At 34.0% G+C, this 17588-nt stretch carries 14 protein-coding genes and 1 tRNA gene; 10 read left to right on the top strand and 5 right to left on the bottom strand.

The window, feature by feature from the left end:
• Positions 1–142: 142 nt before the first annotated feature.
• The 3 genes from B0A66_RS08725 to B0A66_RS08735 are packed head-to-tail and all read left to right on the top strand — an operon-like array spanning position 143 to position 5897.
• Positions 143–3118 (top strand): SusC/RagA family TonB-linked outer membrane protein, encoded by a 2976-nt coding sequence (locus tag B0A66_RS08725; RefSeq protein WP_089049468.1) that lies wholly within the window; start codon positions 143–145, stop codon positions 3116–3118.
• A gap of 37 nt (positions 3119–3155) precedes the next feature.
• The gene (locus B0A66_RS08730; RefSeq protein WP_089049568.1) at positions 3156–4784 is read left to right on the top strand and encodes a RagB/SusD family nutrient uptake outer membrane protein; all 1629 of its coding nucleotides are present in this window, start codon (positions 3156–3158) and stop codon (positions 4782–4784) included.
• An 18-nt stretch (positions 4785–4802) separates the two neighbouring features.
• On the top strand, positions 4803–5897 hold the full coding sequence (locus tag B0A66_RS08735) for a SusF/SusE family outer membrane protein (RefSeq protein ID WP_089049469.1): 1095 nt from the start codon (positions 4803–4805) through the stop codon (positions 5895–5897).
• Positions 5898–5995: 98 nt separating this feature from the next.
• Here B0A66_RS08735 and B0A66_RS08740 read toward each other — a convergent pair whose 3' ends face one another.
• The 3 genes from B0A66_RS08740 to B0A66_RS08750 form a co-directional block, all read right to left on the bottom strand.
• Positions 5996–6223, bottom strand: a complete 228-nt coding sequence (locus tag B0A66_RS08740) for a DUF6814 family protein (protein WP_089049470.1) — start codon at positions 6221–6223, stop codon at positions 5996–5998.
• A 28-nt stretch (positions 6224–6251) separates the two neighbouring features.
• Complete coding sequence (locus B0A66_RS08745; protein WP_089049471.1) at positions 6252–7763, bottom strand: MFS transporter; 1512 nt, start codon at positions 7761–7763, stop codon at positions 6252–6254.
• A 188-nt stretch (positions 7764–7951) separates the two neighbouring features.
• Positions 7952–8027, bottom strand: a tRNA-Phe gene (locus tag B0A66_RS08750).
• 99 nt (positions 8028–8126) lie between these two features.
• Between B0A66_RS08750 and B0A66_RS08755 the strand changes: the two genes are divergently transcribed.
• The 7 genes from B0A66_RS08755 (at position 8127) to B0A66_RS08785 (ending at position 15126) form a co-directional block, all read left to right on the top strand.
• Positions 8127–8861 (top strand): type III pantothenate kinase, encoded by a 735-nt coding sequence (locus B0A66_RS08755; protein WP_089049569.1) that lies wholly within the window; start codon positions 8127–8129, stop codon positions 8859–8861.
• Positions 8854–10083, top strand: coding sequence for a porin family protein (locus B0A66_RS08760; RefSeq protein ID WP_089049472.1), 1230 nt, complete (start codon positions 8854–8856; stop codon positions 10081–10083). The genes B0A66_RS08755 and B0A66_RS08760 overlap by 8 nt, the downstream gene beginning before the upstream one ends.
• A gap of 51 nt (positions 10084–10134) precedes the next feature.
• On the top strand, positions 10135–10686 hold the full coding sequence (gene lptC, locus B0A66_RS08765) for an LPS export ABC transporter periplasmic protein LptC (protein ID WP_089049473.1): 552 nt from the start codon (positions 10135–10137) through the stop codon (positions 10684–10686).
• 36 nt (positions 10687–10722) lie between these two features.
• A complete protein-coding gene (locus B0A66_RS08770) occupies positions 10723–10917 on the top strand; it encodes a hypothetical protein (protein WP_089049474.1) in 195 nt (64 codons plus the stop codon).
• A 2-nt stretch (positions 10918–10919) separates the two neighbouring features.
• Positions 10920–12179, top strand: a complete 1260-nt coding sequence (locus B0A66_RS08775; RefSeq protein ID WP_089049475.1) for a hemolysin family protein — start codon at positions 10920–10922, stop codon at positions 12177–12179.
• Between the two features lie 109 nt (positions 12180–12288).
• Positions 12289–14388, top strand: coding sequence for a peptidylprolyl isomerase (locus B0A66_RS08780; RefSeq protein ID WP_089049476.1), 2100 nt, complete (start codon positions 12289–12291; stop codon positions 14386–14388).
• 315 nt (positions 14389–14703) lie between these two features.
• Entirely contained in the window at positions 14704–15126 is a 423-nt protein-coding gene (locus B0A66_RS08785; RefSeq protein WP_244283416.1) for a hypothetical protein, read from the top strand.
• A 35-nt stretch (positions 15127–15161) separates the two neighbouring features.
• Here B0A66_RS08785 and B0A66_RS08790 read toward each other — a convergent pair whose 3' ends face one another.
• Together B0A66_RS08790 and B0A66_RS08795 are read right to left on the bottom strand one after the other, a co-directional pair.
• The gene (locus tag B0A66_RS08790; RefSeq protein ID WP_089049570.1) at positions 15162–16076 is read right to left on the bottom strand and encodes a GYDIA family GHMP kinase; all 915 of its coding nucleotides are present in this window, start codon (positions 16074–16076) and stop codon (positions 15162–15164) included.
• Between the two features lie 102 nt (positions 16077–16178).
• Complete coding sequence (locus tag B0A66_RS08795; RefSeq protein ID WP_089049478.1) at positions 16179–17492, bottom strand: hydroxymethylglutaryl-CoA reductase, degradative; 1314 nt, start codon at positions 17490–17492, stop codon at positions 16179–16181.
• Between the last annotated feature and the right edge of the window lie 96 nt (positions 17493–17588).

The following is a 17588-nucleotide window of genomic DNA, read 5'->3' on the forward strand; positions in this document are numbered from 1 at the left end:
GTTTTCAACACTATCACGTTTTCGTAAACCAATAAAAAAAGCATCTGGTTGTTCATGTTAATAAATTCCTAATTTTGAAATTCGAAGTAAAATTAAAAACTTAACTAACAATCACAAACTCAAACTAATTTAAACAAAAAGTATGAAAGCAATTTACAAAAAGTTGTTATTTTTATTCCTCTTGTTGCCACTTACTGTACTTGCGCAAAGTACTCTAAAAGGAACTGTTACAGACCTTGTAACGGGACAACCAATTCCGGGAGTAAACGTAAATGTACAAGGTGCTCCAGGCGGAACATCTACAGATTTTGACGGTAAATTTCAGTTGTCAAATTTAAAAAATGGAGACAAGGTTTTGGTTTCATTTATTGGATATAAAACAACAACTGTAGTTTTTAACGGTCAGCAAACTTTACCCGTTTCTCTTGAGGAAGATACGAATCAACTTAAGGAAGTTGTGGTACAAGTAGGTTACGGTACTGTTAAGAAAAAAGATGCTACAGGATCTGTATCTCAGATTTCTGCAAAAGAATTTAATAAAGGAATCAACGTTACTCCTGAGAGTTTAATCAGCGGACGTATTTCTGGTGTAAATGTTACCGGAGGAGGATCTCCTGGAGCAAAAGCAGATATTAGAATTCGTGGAGGATCTTCTTTAAATGCTTCAAATGAGCCATTAATCGTATTAGACGGACTTCCGTTAAGTAATACAGTTCCAAGTGGATCTACTAGTATTTTATCTACAATTGACCCTAATGATATTGAGTCTTTCACCGTTTTAAAAGATGCTTCTGCTGCTGCAATTTACGGATCAAGAGCTGCAAATGGTGTAATCGTTATTACAACTAAAAAAGGTTCTAAAGGTGGTGTAAAAGTTAACTTTAGCTCTCAGGTTGGTATCAACACAGTAGCAAATACAGTTGATGTAATGAACGCAGACCAATTCCGTACTTTAGTAAATGAAAGAGGATCTGCTGCTCAAAAAGGATTATTAGGAACTGCAAATACAAACTGGCAAGATGAAATTTTTCATACTGCATTGACAACCAATAACAATATCTCTGTTAGCGGGGCTTTATTCAATAAATTACCGGTAAGATTATCTGTTGGTAATGTTGATAATCCTGGAATCCTAAGAAACACTTCTTTTGAAAGAACTACGACATCGATATCGTTAAATCCGGTATTGTTTGACAATCACTTAAAAATTGACATTAGCGGAAATATATCTTTCGGTAAAAACCAATTTCAGGATGAAGGAGCTATAATAGGAAGTGCAATTGGATTTGATCCTACGCAATCTGTTTATGATGCAAATTCTCGTTACGGAGGTTATTTTGAATGGTTAGAGCCAAACGGAAACTTATCATTATTACCTGCAAAAAATCCTGTTGCACGATTAAATCAGGATGAAAGAAGAGCAACTTCTACAAGAAAATGGGGGAATGTAAGATTAGACTATAAATTACATTTCTTTGAAGATTTAAGAGCAGTAGTAGAAGCAGGTATTGACAGCTTCAACAGCAGTGGATTTACAAATGTAAGCAATCAAAGTGCTTTAGGTTACGAAAGAGTACCTTTTACAGATCCTGATTACATAAATGTTGGAAAATATTCAAACTATACAGATGCACTTCAAAACAAAAACTTAAATGCTTACTTTAACTATGTTAAGGATTTAGGAAAAATTAAAATTGATGCAACTGCGGGTTATAACTACCAATTATTTCAAAAAGAAAAATACGAATCTGGAGAAACAAGAATGCCAAATCCTAATGAGGATGTTGCTACAGATCCGGACGTTAACTTACAATCGTATTTCGGACGTTTGAATTTAGGGTATGATAGCAGATATTTATTGACTTTAAACTACAGAAGAGACGGAACATCTCGTTTTTCTGAAGCTAACAGATGGGGTAATTTTGGTGGAGCTGCTTTTGCATGGAACTTATCAGAAGAAGCTTTCTTAAAGGATAACGAAAAAATTTCGACTTTGAAATTAAGAGTTGGTTACGGTACAACGGGTCAGCAGGATATCTCTGCGCAATATGATTATTTGCAAAGAGTAACCAGAGGTACTATTAATTCGCAATATGTTTTTGGTAATACTATTTATGCTACTGCAAGAACAGAAGGATACAATGAAAACATCAAATGGGAAGAATTAGCAGAAGCTAACGTTGGTCTTGATTATGGATTCTTTAATGACAGAATCACGGGTTCGATTAACTATTTTGATAAAAAATCATCAGATTTATTAGCAGATATTGCAGTTCCTGATGGTGCGAATTTAAGAAATCAAGGTTTCTTTAATATTGGTAGTGTAAGAACAAGAGGTTTGGAGTTCAATATTCAGTCTGACATTGTTAAAACAGATAACTTGACTTGGAATTTAGCTTTCAATACTACTTATATCGATCAAAACATTTCTGAATTAGGAATTACAGTTCCAGGTTTCCAAGGGTACTTAACAGGAGATAATATTTCTGGAGGAAATGGAAATAAGATCCTTATTAACTCAGTAGGATTTGCTCCAAATTCATTCTTTGTTTACGAGCAATTATACGATGCTAATAAAAGACCAATTGCCGGAGCTTATGTAGATAGAAACGGTGATGGAAAAATTGATAATGGAGATCGTTACAGAGCTGGTAAAACAGCACCGGATTACACTTTTGGTTTATTCTCAACGATAAACTACAAAAAGTTTGATTTTACAATGAACTGGAGAGCAAGTGTTGGAAATAAAATTTTCGACAACGTAAGTTCTAGTTTAGGGTATTCTGATGCCGGATTAAGAAGACAAACAGATTTAGCTAACGTAAGCACAGATTATTACAACACTGGATTTACTTTTGAAGATAACGGAACATCACGTTACTTATCTGACTATTTCGTAAAAGATGCTTCTTTTATCAAATTAGATAACGTTACATTGGGATATACTTTAGATAAGTCTATCATTAAAGCAGCTACATTACGATTTACTGCTGGAGTTCAAAATGTTTTTATCCTTTCAAAATATGACGGTTTAGATCCTGAGAAATTCAACGGAATTGACAATAATGTGTACCCAAGAGCAAGAACTTTCTTGTTTGGAGTGAATGCGAATTTCTAATAGTAGCTTGAAAATCAAAAATTTAAAAATAAACAAAATGAAAATATCATTTAAATATATATCTTATTTTTTCCTATTCGTTTTAGGATTAAGTATGACGCTTACTTCGTGTACGGACGATTTAAACGTGACGCCAAAGGATGATGATGAGTTTTTATCTGAAACGTTTTTTGAAGATCCGGCATCTTACAAGCAAGTATTGGCTAAGCTATACGCAGGTTTGTATGTTGGAGGTAATGACGGTGATGGTGATGCGGCAGATCCTAAGAAAAGCCCGGACATTGGTGGATTGGGTGGTGACTTTAGTAGTTACTTACGTTTGCTTTTTGTAACACAGGAATTTTCTACAGATGAAGCTATTATTGCCTGGGCAGATGGTGCTTTACCAACATTAAATACACAAAATTGGGCTCCGGCTAATGAATTTTTAGAAGGAACTTTTTCGAGAGCATTTTATCACATTAGTATTGCTAATGAATTTTTAAGACAAACTACTGATGAGAAGTTAACTGCAAGAGGAGTTGATGCTAATTTGAAAGCTGAAATTGCTACTTTTAGAGCAGAAGCTCGTTTCTTAAGAGCATTTTCATACTATAATTTGATGGATTTGTTCGGAAATGTGCCAATCACTACAGAAAAAGATCCAGTTGGATTCTTTTACCCGGAACAAAAAACAAGAGCAGAAGTTTTTGCTTTTGTTGAATCGGAGTTAAAAGATATGGATGCTGGTTTAGCAGCTTCAAAAACAAATGAATACGGTAGAGTTGATAAAACAGCAGCTAAATTTTTGTTAGCTCAGATTTATTTAAATGCTAAAGTATATGTTGGTACAGACAGAAATAGTGAAGCGGCTACATTGTGTAGTGAAATCATTACGGCTTCAGGATATACATTTGCAAATGTTCCTTACCGTTATTTATTTTCTGCAGATAATAACAGAAATGGTGCTCAATCAGAATTTATATTTCCTATCGTTAGCGATGGTAATGCAATTAGAGCTACTGGTGGAGGTATGAGTTTTATTATGCACGCTTCTATTGGAGGTAGCATGGATGCTGCAGCCCGCGGAATGGACGGTGGATGGCAAGGGATTAGAACTCGTAGAGAGTTCGTAAATCTTTTCCCGGACGAATCGGCAACAGGAGATAAAAGAGGAACTTTTTATACTAGCGGTCAATCAAAAGATATAAACAATGTTGCTACTTTTACAGATGGATATGCGGTAACGAAATACATCAACAAAAATGCTGATGGTACTCCGGCACAAAGAAATGATATTCCGGATATCGATTTCCCAATGTTCAGATTAACAGATGCTTATTTAATGTATGCAGAGGCAACCGTTAGAGGTGCTGCAACAGGAAATATTGCTACAGCTGTAGATTATGTAAATCAAATTAGAAACAGAGCAGGTGCTGCAAACATTACAGCTGCAGATTTAACACTTGACTTTATATTAGACGAAAGAGGAAGAGAGCTATTCTGGGAATGTCACAGAAGAACAGATTTGATTCGTTTTGGTAAATTTACTGGTGGTTCTAAAATCTGGCAATGGAAAGGTGGTTCTGTAAATGGTAACGCAACTGAATCTTACAGAGATTTAATGCCTATTCCGGCAAGAAACATTCAGGCAAATCCAACATTAAAACAAAATACAGGATACTAACATCTTATAAAAATTGAAATGAAAAAACTATATAAAATTTTAATCGCATTTATTGGTGTATTTGCTGTTTCTTGTAATGGTGATGATGTAGAAAATAGACCAATAGTTGATGCCGTTTCAAAATCTGAAATAAGTGCTCCTGCAACAGGGCAGGTTTTGATATTAGATGCTGATAAAGGTGCAGATGAAGTTGCAAAATTTGAATGGTCAGCGGCAAAATATTCAAGAGATGTTGTTGTTGAGTACACTTTGTTAATTGATTTAAAAGATGGTGATTTTACAAAAGCAGAACCATTAGCAACTACTAAAAATATTTTGAACGCGACAGTTCTGGCCAGAACTTTAAATCAAGCGGCACTTGATCTTGGTGCTCCAACAGAAGTTGCTACCATGTTTGATATAAAAGTAGCGGCAAGTGTTTCTGGGGGAGTTCGTCAATTATCTGAAGAAACATACTCAATTACAGTAACGCCTTACGTAGGAAGGGTTTCTTATGATTTTCAAGAATGGTATTTAGTGGGAGATGCAAGTGTTTCTGGATGGGATAACAATAAAGGAAATCAAATTTTGTTTAGAAGTGCAGATAACGCCGACGAGTATACTTTTACAGGATTTTTTAAAGCAGGTAACTTTAAAACTATTTCAAAATTAGGAAGCTGGGCTCCAATGTATGGTGATTCTAATGGTGTTCTAGGTTTTAGAGAAAAAGAATCTGATCCAGATCCTGCAAATTTTAATATTCCAGCTGATGGATATTACACTTTCACAATGGATGTAAAAAAACTATCTTATGGTTTAAAACCGTATGATGCTTCTGCAGCAAAATCTTTTACAACCGTTGGTATTATAGGTGATAGTACGCCTGGTGGTTGGGATGCATCAACACCTATGATGCAATCTTCTTTTGACGATCATATTTGGAGCTTAAAAGTAGCATTAAAAAATGGTGAACTTAAATTTAGAGCAAATGATAATTGGGATGTTGCTTGGGGAGGAACTACCGCTTTTTCAGGTGGAGGTACAGGTGATAATATACCAGTAGAGCAATCTAAATATCTTATTTATTTCAATGATTTAGATGGAAGTTATTTAATGATTCCAAATCAAGAATAATATTTTTTTAAAGGATGATGATAATTAGTTGTCCTCTTTAATTGATGTAAAAGGGCTGTTCTATTAATTAGACAGCCCTTTTTTATTTGTATGAATTGTTATTTTTTTTCGTCATTATATTCGCCAATCACAGCGAAGTAGCCAAATGTACCCAGTCCTAAAACAATCAAAGGAGTAAGGATAAAAAGAATAATAATGCCGAAGACCAAATCTTCCTGTTGATCTGATAATAACTTAGGTAAGCCAAATTCGAACACACAAAAGTAAGCAGCTGCAACTGCTAAAATAACCCATAAAATGCCAAGTACTCGTTTGATTGTGTTCATATTTTAAAAATTAAGGATTGTACAAATATTAAAGGTGAGTAGTTTTATTTTTATTATCGATATAAATCATTCCAATGACAAATGAAATGGATGCAATTACAATAGGATACCAAAGACCATCCAGATAAAAATCTGCTTTTCCGGCGGCTTTAGAGTGTGTTACAAAATAAGTTGAAATTGCAGGCAGTAAGCCTCCAAAAATTCCATTCCCAACATGATACGGAAGCGACATTGAAGTGTATCGTATTTTTGTCGGAAACATTTCAACTAAAAAGGCAGCAATTGGGCCGTATACCATCGTAACGAATATAACTTGAATAAAAACTAAGAAAATTAGAATCCATTCGTCGTGTGAATTAATGTGAATTATGGAATTACTTATAGGTTCTTTTTTATCAGAAGCGTAAGTTTCTTTTTTGGTATACGTAGTTCCGTCCGTATAGGTTTTAGTAGTAGTGGTTATTTTTAATTCAGCATTGGTTGTGTTGTCCTTACTTGTTTCGGTATTTTGAGTAGTATTTGCTATTATTTCGGTTTTATGGGCTACATCTGTTGTGGTGTACATCATTTTATAAATTGGTCTATAAAATAAAATAGCCAGTAACATGCCGCCCATCATAATATATTTTCTGCCAATTTTATCACTTAACCACCCAAATACAATAAAAAAAGGAGTACCTAATAATAGTGCAATTCCAAGAAGTTTGTCAACTTGAGAAGAGTCAATATTAAGGACTGTTTTCATGAAACTCATGGCGTAAAACTGACCTGTGTACCAAACGACACCTTGTCCCATTGTAGCGCCGAAAAGTGCCAGCAGTACAAATTTTAAATTATAACGGTTTCCGAAACTTTCCTTTAGCGGATTTGTACTTGTCGTACCTTCTTTTTTCGCTTTTGCAAAAACTGGCGATTCGTCCATGTTTTTACGAATTAGATAAGAGACGCCCACCATAGCAATAGACACCCAAAAAGGAACTCGCCATCCCCAAGTATCGAAATCTTCGGGCGAAAGTATATTTTTAGTAGCCAGAATAACCATTAAAGAGATAAATAAGCCCACTGTTGCAGTAGTTTGAATCCAGGACGTCCAATATCCTTTTTGTCCGGCAGGTGCATGTTCTGCTACGTAAGTGGCTGCTCCGCCATATTCTCCTCCCAGAGCTAATCCTTGAAGTAAGCGAAGAATTAAAACTAAAAGTGGAGCAAAAAAGCCAATTGTTTCATAACTCGGAACACATCCTATCAAAAATGTCGATCCGCCCATGAGAAGTAAAGTAGCCATGAAAGTATATTTTCTTCCAATAATGTCGCCAAGTCTCCCAAAGAACAAAGCTCCGAAAGGACGAACAACAAATCCTGCTGCAAAAGTAGCCAGCGTAGATAAAAAAGCGGCTGTGGGATTGTCGCTAGGAAAGAATTTTGTTGAAATAACTACCGCAAGGCTTCCAAAGATGTAGAAATCATACCACTCGATCATTGTGCCCATAGAGGAGGCTGAAATCACTTTCCAAATGCCTTTTGTAGAATTTTCACTCATAAAATTAAATTGTAGACTTAGTAATGATAAAAAGCTTAAAATTATATTTTACGAATATAAGAGATAAATCAATACTTATTTGATAGTTTTTTAACAAATATGTATAAGATGTTGACTTTTGGATTTTAAATAGAAAAGAATCAGAAAACCCCTAAAAACAAAAAACCCGAATATTGCTATTCGGGTTTTGGTGGTGCCTCCAGGGATCGAACCAGGGACACATGGATTTTCAGTCCATTGCTCTACCATCTGAGCTAAGGCACCATGCTTATTGCGGGTGCAAAGATAGAATCATTTTTCGTTTATCCAAAACATTTTTTAAAAAAAATCAATTCGTATCTTTGCGATTATAAAAAGGTAAACATGATTTTAACTGTCGACGTTGGTAACACCCGAATTAAAGCTGCTGTATTTGAGGGGAATAGTGTATTGGAGAATTTTGTTTTTCAAAATAATGAGCTCGAAACAGCAATTGAAAAAATTTTACAAAAATTTAAAAATTGTTCAGATTTGGTCGTTGCATCCGTCGGGAATGTCGAAAAACAATCCTTTTTGATCTTTGAAAACCGATTAAAAGTACATTTTTTAACCCACGAGGATAAGTTTCCCTTTATCAATAAATATGCAACGCCGAAAACGTTAGGAATCGACCGAATGGTTTTGGCTTCCGGAGCAACATTGCAATATCCCAGACAAAACAGGTTAGTCATCGATGCGGGAACATGCATAACCTACGATTTCATCGACGAAAATGACAATTATTTGGGAGGAGCAATTTCTCCCGGACTTCGATTGCGATACGAAGCTTTGCATAATTACACGGCCAAGCTGCCTTTGCTGTCTTTCGAAATACCTGAAGAATACATTGGTAATTCAACGGTACAGGCAATACATTCCGGAGTTGTAAATGGATTCGTCTATGAGATTGACGGTTTTATCGATGAATATCGATCTGATTATTCAAATTTTATAATAATTTTAACGGGTGGTGATGCAGAATTTTTGGCTAAACGATTAAAAAATACCATATTTGCCAATTCAAATTTCCTTTTGGAAAGTTTGAGTCAAACATTTCAATATAAAATCGACAATGATTAAAAAAATTATAATAAGCGCTTGTTTGCTTATCTCATTCATTTCATTTGCTCAGCAAGGTACTGCGTCTCCTTATTCTTTCTATGGAATTGGAGAGCAAAGGTTTAAAGGAACTCTTGAAAACAGGTCTATGTCAGGGGTTGCCGTAGAGCAGGATAGTACGCACTTGAATATTGATAACCCGGCAAGTTATGCTAGTTTGATCCAAACAACTTTTACTGTTGGAGGAACTTTTGGAACTTCAACATTAAAATCAAGTACAGAATCGGCTAAAGCGCAAAGAACCACTTTTGATTATTTGGCTGTTGGTATTCCAATGGGAAAATTAGGTGCGTCTTTTGGTTTGATTCCTGTGTCTTCTGTAGGATATAAAATTTTAAATGACAGAACTGCAACACCAGGAGCGACAAGTAGAGAGCTTCAGGGAGATGGAGGAGTAAATAAAGTATACTTAGGTTTAGGATATAAAATCACGCCGAAATGGAGTATTGGAGCTGATGTACAGTATAATTTTGGTAAAATTACCACTTCAAGCGTAGAATATGTTACCGGGATTCAAAATCCAACTTCAGAAACAAATAGTTCTGTAGTTTCAGGAAGCAATTTTAATATTGGTACAATGTACCAAACTAAAATTTACAAGAAAATGAATTTGTATACTAGTTTGAGTTATACTTTTTCAGGTAATCTTACTTCAGAGAGCGAACGTACTATTGCAGTAGGTGGAGATAACGATGCAGTGGTGCCGACTCCTGTTACAGATAAATTAGAATTGGGAAGCAAAGTATTGTTTGGTGTTGGTGTAGGGCAATCAAAAAAATGGCTTTTAGGAACTTCATTAACTTTTCAGGAAAAAGGAAGTTTAGCGAACTATTACAATATAAGTAATAATGTGAGCTACGAAAGCGCTTCTAAGTATGCAATCGGAGGATATTATCTTCCAAATTACACCTCATTTTCAGGTTACTTCAGCAGAGTGACATATAGAGGAGGTATTAAGTATGAAAAAACTGGACTGATTGTTAATAATCAATCCGTTAATGATATAGGAATGACACTTGGAGCCGGATTTCCAATTACAGGAAGTCTTTCCAATGTAAACTTTGGAGTTGAGTTTGGTAAAAAAGGAACAAAAACGGCAGGTCTGGTACAAGACAACTATATAAATTTTAGTGTCAGTTTCTCTTTTAATGACAGATGGTTCGTGAAGAGTAAATTTAATTAAACGCAGCTTTATTGTTTTTTTAAGCTCATTACAATTTACTACATTTGGCAAATGAAATTACCAAAAAAATATATAATAAAGATTGTCACGGTTTTGGCTGTGACACTTTTTTTTGGGTGTGAAAGTAATTTTAAAGAAGTTCAGAAGATTAACTTTTCAGAGTTTGTTCCGGGAAGTGACGCTGATACTGTAAATATAAAATATACTGATTCTGGTCGGATAACGGGAGTTTTGATTAGTTCGAAAATGTTGGACTATTCAAATCTGGTTTTTCCATTTACTGAATTTCCTAAAGGAATTGATGTTACTTTATACGATAAAAAACAAAAACGTACTTTTATACGATCTAATTATGCTGTTTCGTACAAACAAACAGGAATAATAGATTTGCAGGGAAAAGTGAAAATTACTTCGGAAACAGGTCAGATGCTGGAAACGGAGCAATTGTACTTCGATCAGAAAAACGAATGGTTTTATACAGAAAGAAAATTTAAACTTACTGATGCAAAAGGTGTTACGCATGGTCAGGGAATAGATTTTAGCAAAGATTTTAAAGTGATTAATTCACAAAGAATAACTGGCGAACTCGAAGCCGAAGAATAATTAAAAAAGAATAAGAAAAGAATAAACAAGAATGTTATGGCTTACATGAAATATACACAATACGTTTACTTATTAATTGCTGTTTTCTTTGTTTATGAAGGAATAACAAAAATTAATGATGGCAATGATATTCCATATTTATACTTTATAATTGCGGCGATGTCTATTGTGATGTTTTTTGTTAGAAGAAGATTTGCGAGGAAGTACGACAATCATAATAAAAAACAGTAAAAATGGAGCTTAGTATTATAATACTGTGTTTAATACTATCAGCCCTTTTTTCAGGAATGGAAATAGCTTTTATTTCCTCTAATAAAATCTATTTGGAGATAGAAAAAAAGCAAGATAACTTCATCTCCCAAATCCTTACAAAGCTTACCGAAAACCCGTCTAAATTTATTACCGCTATGCTGATTGGTAATAATGTTGCTTTAGTAACGTATGGTTTTTTTATGAGCGATCTCATTGTCGAGAAAAGTGCTCAGTACGGGTATCAGTTTTCAGACGCCACAAGTATCATAATTCAGATTCTTATAGCTACTTTTATCATTCTGATAACGGCAGAATTTTTCCCTAAAGTCTTTTTTCAGATTTATGCCAATTCCTTAATCCGTTTTTTTGCCATTCCGGCATATCTGTTTTATAGGTTATTCTATTACATATCTACTTTTTTCATCTGGATAGCCGATTTTATTCTGAAAAAGTTTTTTAAAACAGATGGAGACCAGTTGCAGTTATACTTTAGCAAAGTTGAATTAGGAAATTATATTACTGAACAAATGAGTTCCGTAGAAGATAATGAAGAAGTAGATTCGGAAATTCAGATTTTTCAGAATGCACTCGAATTTTCAGGAGTAAAAGCGCGTGATATTATGACACCGCGAACAGAAATTGTAGCTATCGATTTGTTTGACAGTGTTACAGAATTAAAAGAATTGTTCATAGAAACAGGATATTCAAAAATTGTAGTGAGTCAAAATTCACTGGATGATATTGTAGGTTATGTACATTCTTTTGATTTATTTAAAAAGCCAAATACTATTAAGTCGGTTTTAATGACCGTAGAATTTGTTCCGGAAACCATTTTGATAAAAGATGCCTTAAATTTACTGATCAAAAAACGTAAAAATGTTGCAGTAGTATTAGATGAATACGGAGGAACTTCTGGTATCATAACTATTGAGGATATCGTGGAAGAACTTTTTGGAGAGATTGAAGATGAGCACGATTTAGATGAGGAATTAATAGAAGAACAGCTTGGAGAGGGCAAATACTTATTTTCTACCCGCTTAGATGTAGAGTATCTTAATGAGGTATATAAATTAGACATTCCTGAAGAAGATTCGTATGGAACTTTAGGAGGATTTATTGTGAATTCCACAAAAGAAATCCCGCAAAAAGGGGAAGAAATCGTAATTGACAACTATCATTTTGTGATCGAAGAAGCAACGAATAAGAAAATTGAATTAGTAAAAATGACTATAAAAGAGTAATTTGTTTAGTTATTGAAAAAAAAATGTGTAAAATAAAACACTAGTTGTATTGTTATTAACTAGATAATTGTATTTTCGCAAACTGAATATAAAATTAACGATAATAAAAATGGCAGTTTTAGCAAAAATTAGACAGCGTTCCGCATTACTGATAGGAGTTATTGCACTTGCATTATTTGCATTTATAATACAAGATCTTTTTAACAGCACTTCTTTTGGTCAAAGTTCAAAAGATGTAGGAAGCATTGATGGAAAAGATATTTCATTTGAAGACTTTAGACTTAAAGTTAGTAATGTTGAAAAAAGTGGTCAAGGAATTACTTCCACTGAAGCTGCAAACAGAGTTTGGGATCAAGAGGTTTCAATCGCATTATTATCAGCTCAGTTTGATAAATTAGGATTAAGAGTTGGAGAAAAACACCTTTTGGAAGTTTTAAAAACAGATCCAAATATTGGTAAAAACCCAATGTTCCTAAATGCAGCAGGTATTTTTGATGTTGCTAAATTCAAAGAGTATTTTAAAACTAATCCTGAAGCAGCGCAATATATTGCTGAAAAAGAAAAAGATGCAGAATTAAATGCTAAGTTTCAAATTTACAATACTTTAATCAAAGCAGGTCTTTATACTACTGCTAGTGAAGGAAAATTGAAATATGAGGCAGAAGCTAACAAAGTAAACTTTTCTTTTGCTGCGGCATTATATTCTTCAATTAAAGATAGTGACGTAAAAATTTCTGATTCAGAAATTGTTGACTACATGAAGAAAAACGAGAAAAAATTTAAAGCAGATGCAACTCGTGAAATTCAATATGTTTTAGTTGAAGATAAAGCATCAAAAGAAGATGAAGCTGAAATCAAAGCTAAAATAACAGGTTTATTGAATGGAACTGTAGTTTACAACGCAAAAACAAATAAAAACGACAGTTTACCAGGTTTTAGAAATGCTAAAAACATTGCTGAATTTGTAAATGCAAATTCTGACGTTCCTTACGATTCTACTTATGTTGCTAAAAATGACTTACCAGCTGTTGATGCTGATAAATTATTCAGTTTAGCTCCTGGTGCAATTTATGGACCTTACGTTTTTGGAAAATACTACTGTATTTCTAAATCTTTAGGATTTAAAGCAGGAGTTAATGCAAAAGCGAGCCATATCTTAATTGGTTATGTAGGGTCTCAAACACCAAACCAAAAAGAAAAAAGATCTAAAGAAGAAGCTAAAGCTAAAGCGGAAGAAATTTTAGCTCAGGTTCAGGCAAATCCTGATAGTTTCATGATGTTGGCTTTTACAAGCTCTGATGATTCATCTGCACAGCAAGGTGGAGATTTAGGATTCTTCGGTCCAAATCAAATGGTTAAACCATTCAATGATTTTGTATTCAATAACGGAATTGGAAAAGTTGGATTAGTAGAAACTCAATTTGGTTTTCACGTTATTAAAATTACTGACAAACAAGACGGAATACGTTTAGCTACAATTGCTCAAAAAATTGAACCATCTGAAGCTACATCTGATAAAGTATTTACATTAGCAACTAAATTTGAAATGGATGCTGCTGATAAAGATTTTAACGCTACAGCTAAAGAATTAGGTTTAAAAGTGGAAGCTCCTGTTTCTGCAAAAGCAATGGACGAAGCATTTGGATCATTAGGAAATCAACGTGCTATTGTAAGATGGGCATTTGATAAAGAAACAGATAAAAATGATGTGAAACGTTTCGAAATAGCAAATATTGGTCACGTTATTGCACAATACAAAGGTGAAAACAAATCTGGTTTAGTTTCTGTAACAGTTGCAAGACCTTATGTGGAGTCAATCTTGAAAAACAAGAAAAAAGCAGAGATTTTAAAAGCTAAAATGACTGGATCAACTATCGAAGCAGTTGCTAAAAGTGCTGGTGTTGCAGTTCAACAAGCTGCTGATGTAACTTTAGATAATCCTGTTTTACCTGGTGGAGTTGGACAAGAGCCTAAAGTTGTAGGTAATGCATTTGCTTTAGCTGCAAATAAACTTTCTGCTCCTATTGAAGGAAACACTGGGGTTTATGTTGTGAAAAACATTAGTGTTGTAAAAGCACCTGCAGCTGCAAATCATGCAGAATATGTTGCAAAACTAAAAGCACAAAGCGCATCTGATTCAAACAGAGTTTTACCAGCGTTGAAAAACAATGCTAAAATTGAAGATAACAGATTACAATTTAACTACTAGTTTTTAGTAAGTAAAGCGTTTTTAAAGATAGAAACCCCGAAGCATTTTAATGTTTCGGGGTTTTGTGTTTTTACTTAAATGAGTATCAGTATTTTGTCATTTCTGTAATTTGTGAGGGTATTCCCTTAGTTATATTGAAATAATCGAAATTTAATTTAAAAAATTTGGGATTTCGGAAATATTGCAGTTTATTTGTCCCCGATTTTTGTTTCAACAAATTAAAATTTGCCAAAACATTTGTTAAAATTTCCAAGACAAATTTCGATAAGTAACTGTTTTAATAATCAGATATTTAATTTTTTTATGTTTCATTTTTTGAAAAGAAAACCTAAAGTATATTCCAAAATAGAAAATCATATTTTTGGAATAATTACAGAGCTCTTAAAACTTAGTAATACCGAGATCAATGTTGATGAGCTGGGTGGAAAGTACTATTTAAGTAATGATGAACAACATTTTAAGGTCACCATCTTAGGTAATGATTATGTTATTAGATTAACAAACACCCGCGATTCTGTAGCTGAAAAGTACGATAAGTTTTTTGTTGAAGATGTTTTAAAAGCCGTAAAAGAAGAAAAACACCGCAGAATGGAATTAGTTTATGATTCGATTACTAACAGTATAGAGAAAATGGCGGAACGTCTTCATAATACACTTATTGAAACTAATGAAATAGAAACGCAAAAGGTTCGCCGCCTCGAAGCAAAACGTGTTGATGATAAGAAAGTTAAGTATTAATTCGTTTTTGTAAAAACTAATAACTTCCGCTGATTTTATAAAATCATTTCCTTGTAAGAAAGGATTGTTTTATACCCTTTTGATTCAAAATATTCCTTCGGATTTTCTTTTGAAATCACCATTACAAAGTCTCCCCCCCAAGCCCCAAGACTTTTTACTTCTCCATCAAAATCTGAAAATGATATTTCTTTGATGGTTTTCATTTTCAGGATGTTACTTAATTGTGTTTCATGGTTTTTGATTGCAATTGCAAATTCGCTGTCTGTTTTAGCGTTTAAAAGAGCATCAGTGATTTTATTATTAGCAATGATACTTTCTGATAGTTTTTCGTTTTTGTTGTCGTAATAAGCTTTTATCGCATTTTTGCTGTTTTGCTTTTTATTTAAATAAACAAAATAAATACTATCTTTAAAGTCAGGATCAAATGTAACAACTTCTATTACAGGTTGTTTTTCTTCTAAACGATATGTAATTGGAGTGTTGTTTTGTGCACAGGCAATATCATAACCGCTGCCGCCAAAACTATTTTTAAGTAAGGTAAAAGCATCGATTTGTGTCCATTGTGCAATATTATTTATTAAGGTCGATGATGTGCCCAATCCCCAGTTTTTAGGAAATGTAAGATGTGTGCTTACATTATATCCTTCTGCATTATTTATGAAGTCAGGATTTAAGAGATATGCTTCGTGTAGTATATTTATTAAAGTTGCTTTTACAGTGTTTGGATCTGTCTGAATATTATTTACTATCTCAGAAAATTGTACAGTGTCTTCAAACCAGACTTCGTTGTCATAATCAAAACTTTTCCATTTGATTTCTTTGTTCGAACTGTTTTCTACAACTAAATTCTGACCTGTTTTTGTTGGTAAAGCAAATGCTTTTGCACCATCTAAAACCAGATATTCACCAGTGATTAATAATTTACCGTTACTGTAAAATGTTGTTTTCATTCTGTTGTTTTTTAGCCCCGATGGGAATGGCATCCTTTTATGACTTCCGATGAATATCGGGGAGTCATAAAAGATACAATGGACAGCGGGAATAGCTCCAAATTATTTTCTTAAGCTTTCAATAAATTCTACTACCGCACTGTGTGAGATTGTATTTTTCTTGAAATGATGTTTTATTTGTTGGCGCTCTTCTGTGGTTGCTTCAAATTGGTTAAGGATGTTGTTTAAGTGCATTTTCATGTGTCCTTCCTGAATTCCGGTGGTAGTTAGAGAACGTAAGGCAGCGAAGTTTTGTGCTAGTCCTGCAACTGCAACAATTTGCATTAATTCAGCAGCAGAAGGTTTTTCGAGTATTTCTAAACACAATTTTACTAAGGGGTGCAAAGAAGTCAATCCGCCTACGGTTCCTAATGCTAGCGGAATTTCAAGCCAGAATGTAAAAATTCCGTTTTCGATTTTGGCATGTGATAAGCTGGCATACTGACCATTTTTTGAGGCATAAGCGTGAATTCCTGCTTCTACGGCTCTAAAATCATTTCCGGTTGCGAGAATTACTGCATCAACACCGTTCATAATTCCTTTGTTGTGTGTTACGGCTCTAAAAGGTTCTACTTCTGCAATCTGAACGGCCTGAACAAAGCGTTCTGCAAAATCTTGAGGATTTTGAATATGTTTTTCAGCCAAATCTTCAATTGGACATGAAACTTCGGCTCTGACAATGCAATTTGGAACATAATTAGACAAGATGCTCATAATTACTTTGACGTTTTCATTTTCAGAAAACAATTCAGAATGCTCAAATTCTTCTTTTAGAGTAGTTGCAAATTGTTCTAGGCATGAGTTTATGAAATTAGCACCCATGCTGTCTTTGGTTTCAAAAGTGGCATGAAGCTGAAAATAGTTATCAAGTAAATTTCTCTTATCTTTTAGCTGGATGTCTAAAATTCCGCCACCACGTTGTTGCATGTTTTTGGTAATGCTCTGTGTGTCTGAGAAAAATTTTGGCTTTATTAGGTCAAAAAAGGCTTGAAGTTTTTCGGCTTCACCAGCAAAAGTAAAATGGACTTGTCCTATTTTTTCAGTGTCGATTACGGTAGCTTTAAATCCGCCGCGAGTTGCCCAATATTTTGCTGATTTTGAAGCCGCAGCAACTACAGAACTCTCCTCAATAGCCATTGGAATGGTTTTGTAATGTCCATTTATGAGAAAATTCGGAGCTACACCAAGAGGAATATACAAATTAGTAATAGTGTTTTCTATGAATTCATCATGAAGCTGTTGAAGCTTTTCGTCTGAATTCCAGTAATTTCTTATTATTTTAAGTGCATCTTCAGGGGTAGAAAAGTAAGTTTCTGCGATCCAGTTTGTCTTTTCTTTTTTGGATAATTTAGAAAATCCGGCAACGGCGTTGTTCATTCTCAGTATATTAAATAATATTGTTGCTACAAAGATATTAATTTAAGAGTTTTGTTTACAATCTATTTGTAATTTGAAAATCACGCAAACGTTATT

Origin of the sequence: Flavobacterium hercynium, from assembly GCF_002217285.1 — a bacterium.
Lineage (GTDB): Bacteria > Bacteroidota > Bacteroidia > Flavobacteriales > Flavobacteriaceae > Flavobacterium > Flavobacterium hercynium.

Excerpts from the sequence above, each read along its gene's own strand:
- B0A66_RS08730 (WP_089049568.1), top strand. The coding sequence starts at position 3,156 with ATGAAAATATCATTTAAATATATATCTTATTTTTTCCTATTCGTTTTA.
- B0A66_RS08795 (WP_089049478.1), bottom strand. The coding sequence starts at position 17,492 with ATGAACAACGCCGTTGCCGGATTTTCTAAATTATCCAAAAAAGAAAAG.
- B0A66_RS08775 (WP_089049475.1), top strand. The coding sequence starts at position 10,920 with ATGGAGCTTAGTATTATAATACTGTGTTTAATACTATCAGCCCTTTTT.
- lptC (WP_089049473.1), top strand. The coding sequence starts at position 10,135 with ATGAAATTACCAAAAAAATATATAATAAAGATTGTCACGGTTTTGGCT.
- B0A66_RS08790 (WP_089049570.1), bottom strand. The coding sequence starts at position 16,076 with ATGAAAACAACATTTTACAGTAACGGTAAATTATTAATCACTGGTGAA.
- B0A66_RS08735 (WP_089049469.1), top strand. The coding sequence starts at position 4,803 with ATGAAAAAACTATATAAAATTTTAATCGCATTTATTGGTGTATTTGCT.
- B0A66_RS08725 (WP_089049468.1), top strand. The coding sequence starts at position 143 with ATGAAAGCAATTTACAAAAAGTTGTTATTTTTATTCCTCTTGTTGCCA.
- B0A66_RS08755 (WP_089049569.1), top strand. The coding sequence starts at position 8,127 with ATGATTTTAACTGTCGACGTTGGTAACACCCGAATTAAAGCTGCTGTA.
- B0A66_RS08770 (WP_089049474.1), top strand. The coding sequence starts at position 10,723 with ATGGCTTACATGAAATATACACAATACGTTTACTTATTAATTGCTGTT.
- B0A66_RS08745 (WP_089049471.1), bottom strand. The coding sequence starts at position 7,763 with ATGAGTGAAAATTCTACAAAAGGCATTTGGAAAGTGATTTCAGCCTCC.
- B0A66_RS08760 (WP_089049472.1), top strand. The coding sequence starts at position 8,854 with ATGATTAAAAAAATTATAATAAGCGCTTGTTTGCTTATCTCATTCATT.
- B0A66_RS08780 (WP_089049476.1), top strand. The coding sequence starts at position 12,289 with ATGGCAGTTTTAGCAAAAATTAGACAGCGTTCCGCATTACTGATAGGA.
- B0A66_RS08740 (WP_089049470.1), bottom strand. The coding sequence starts at position 6,223 with ATGAACACAATCAAACGAGTACTTGGCATTTTATGGGTTATTTTAGCA.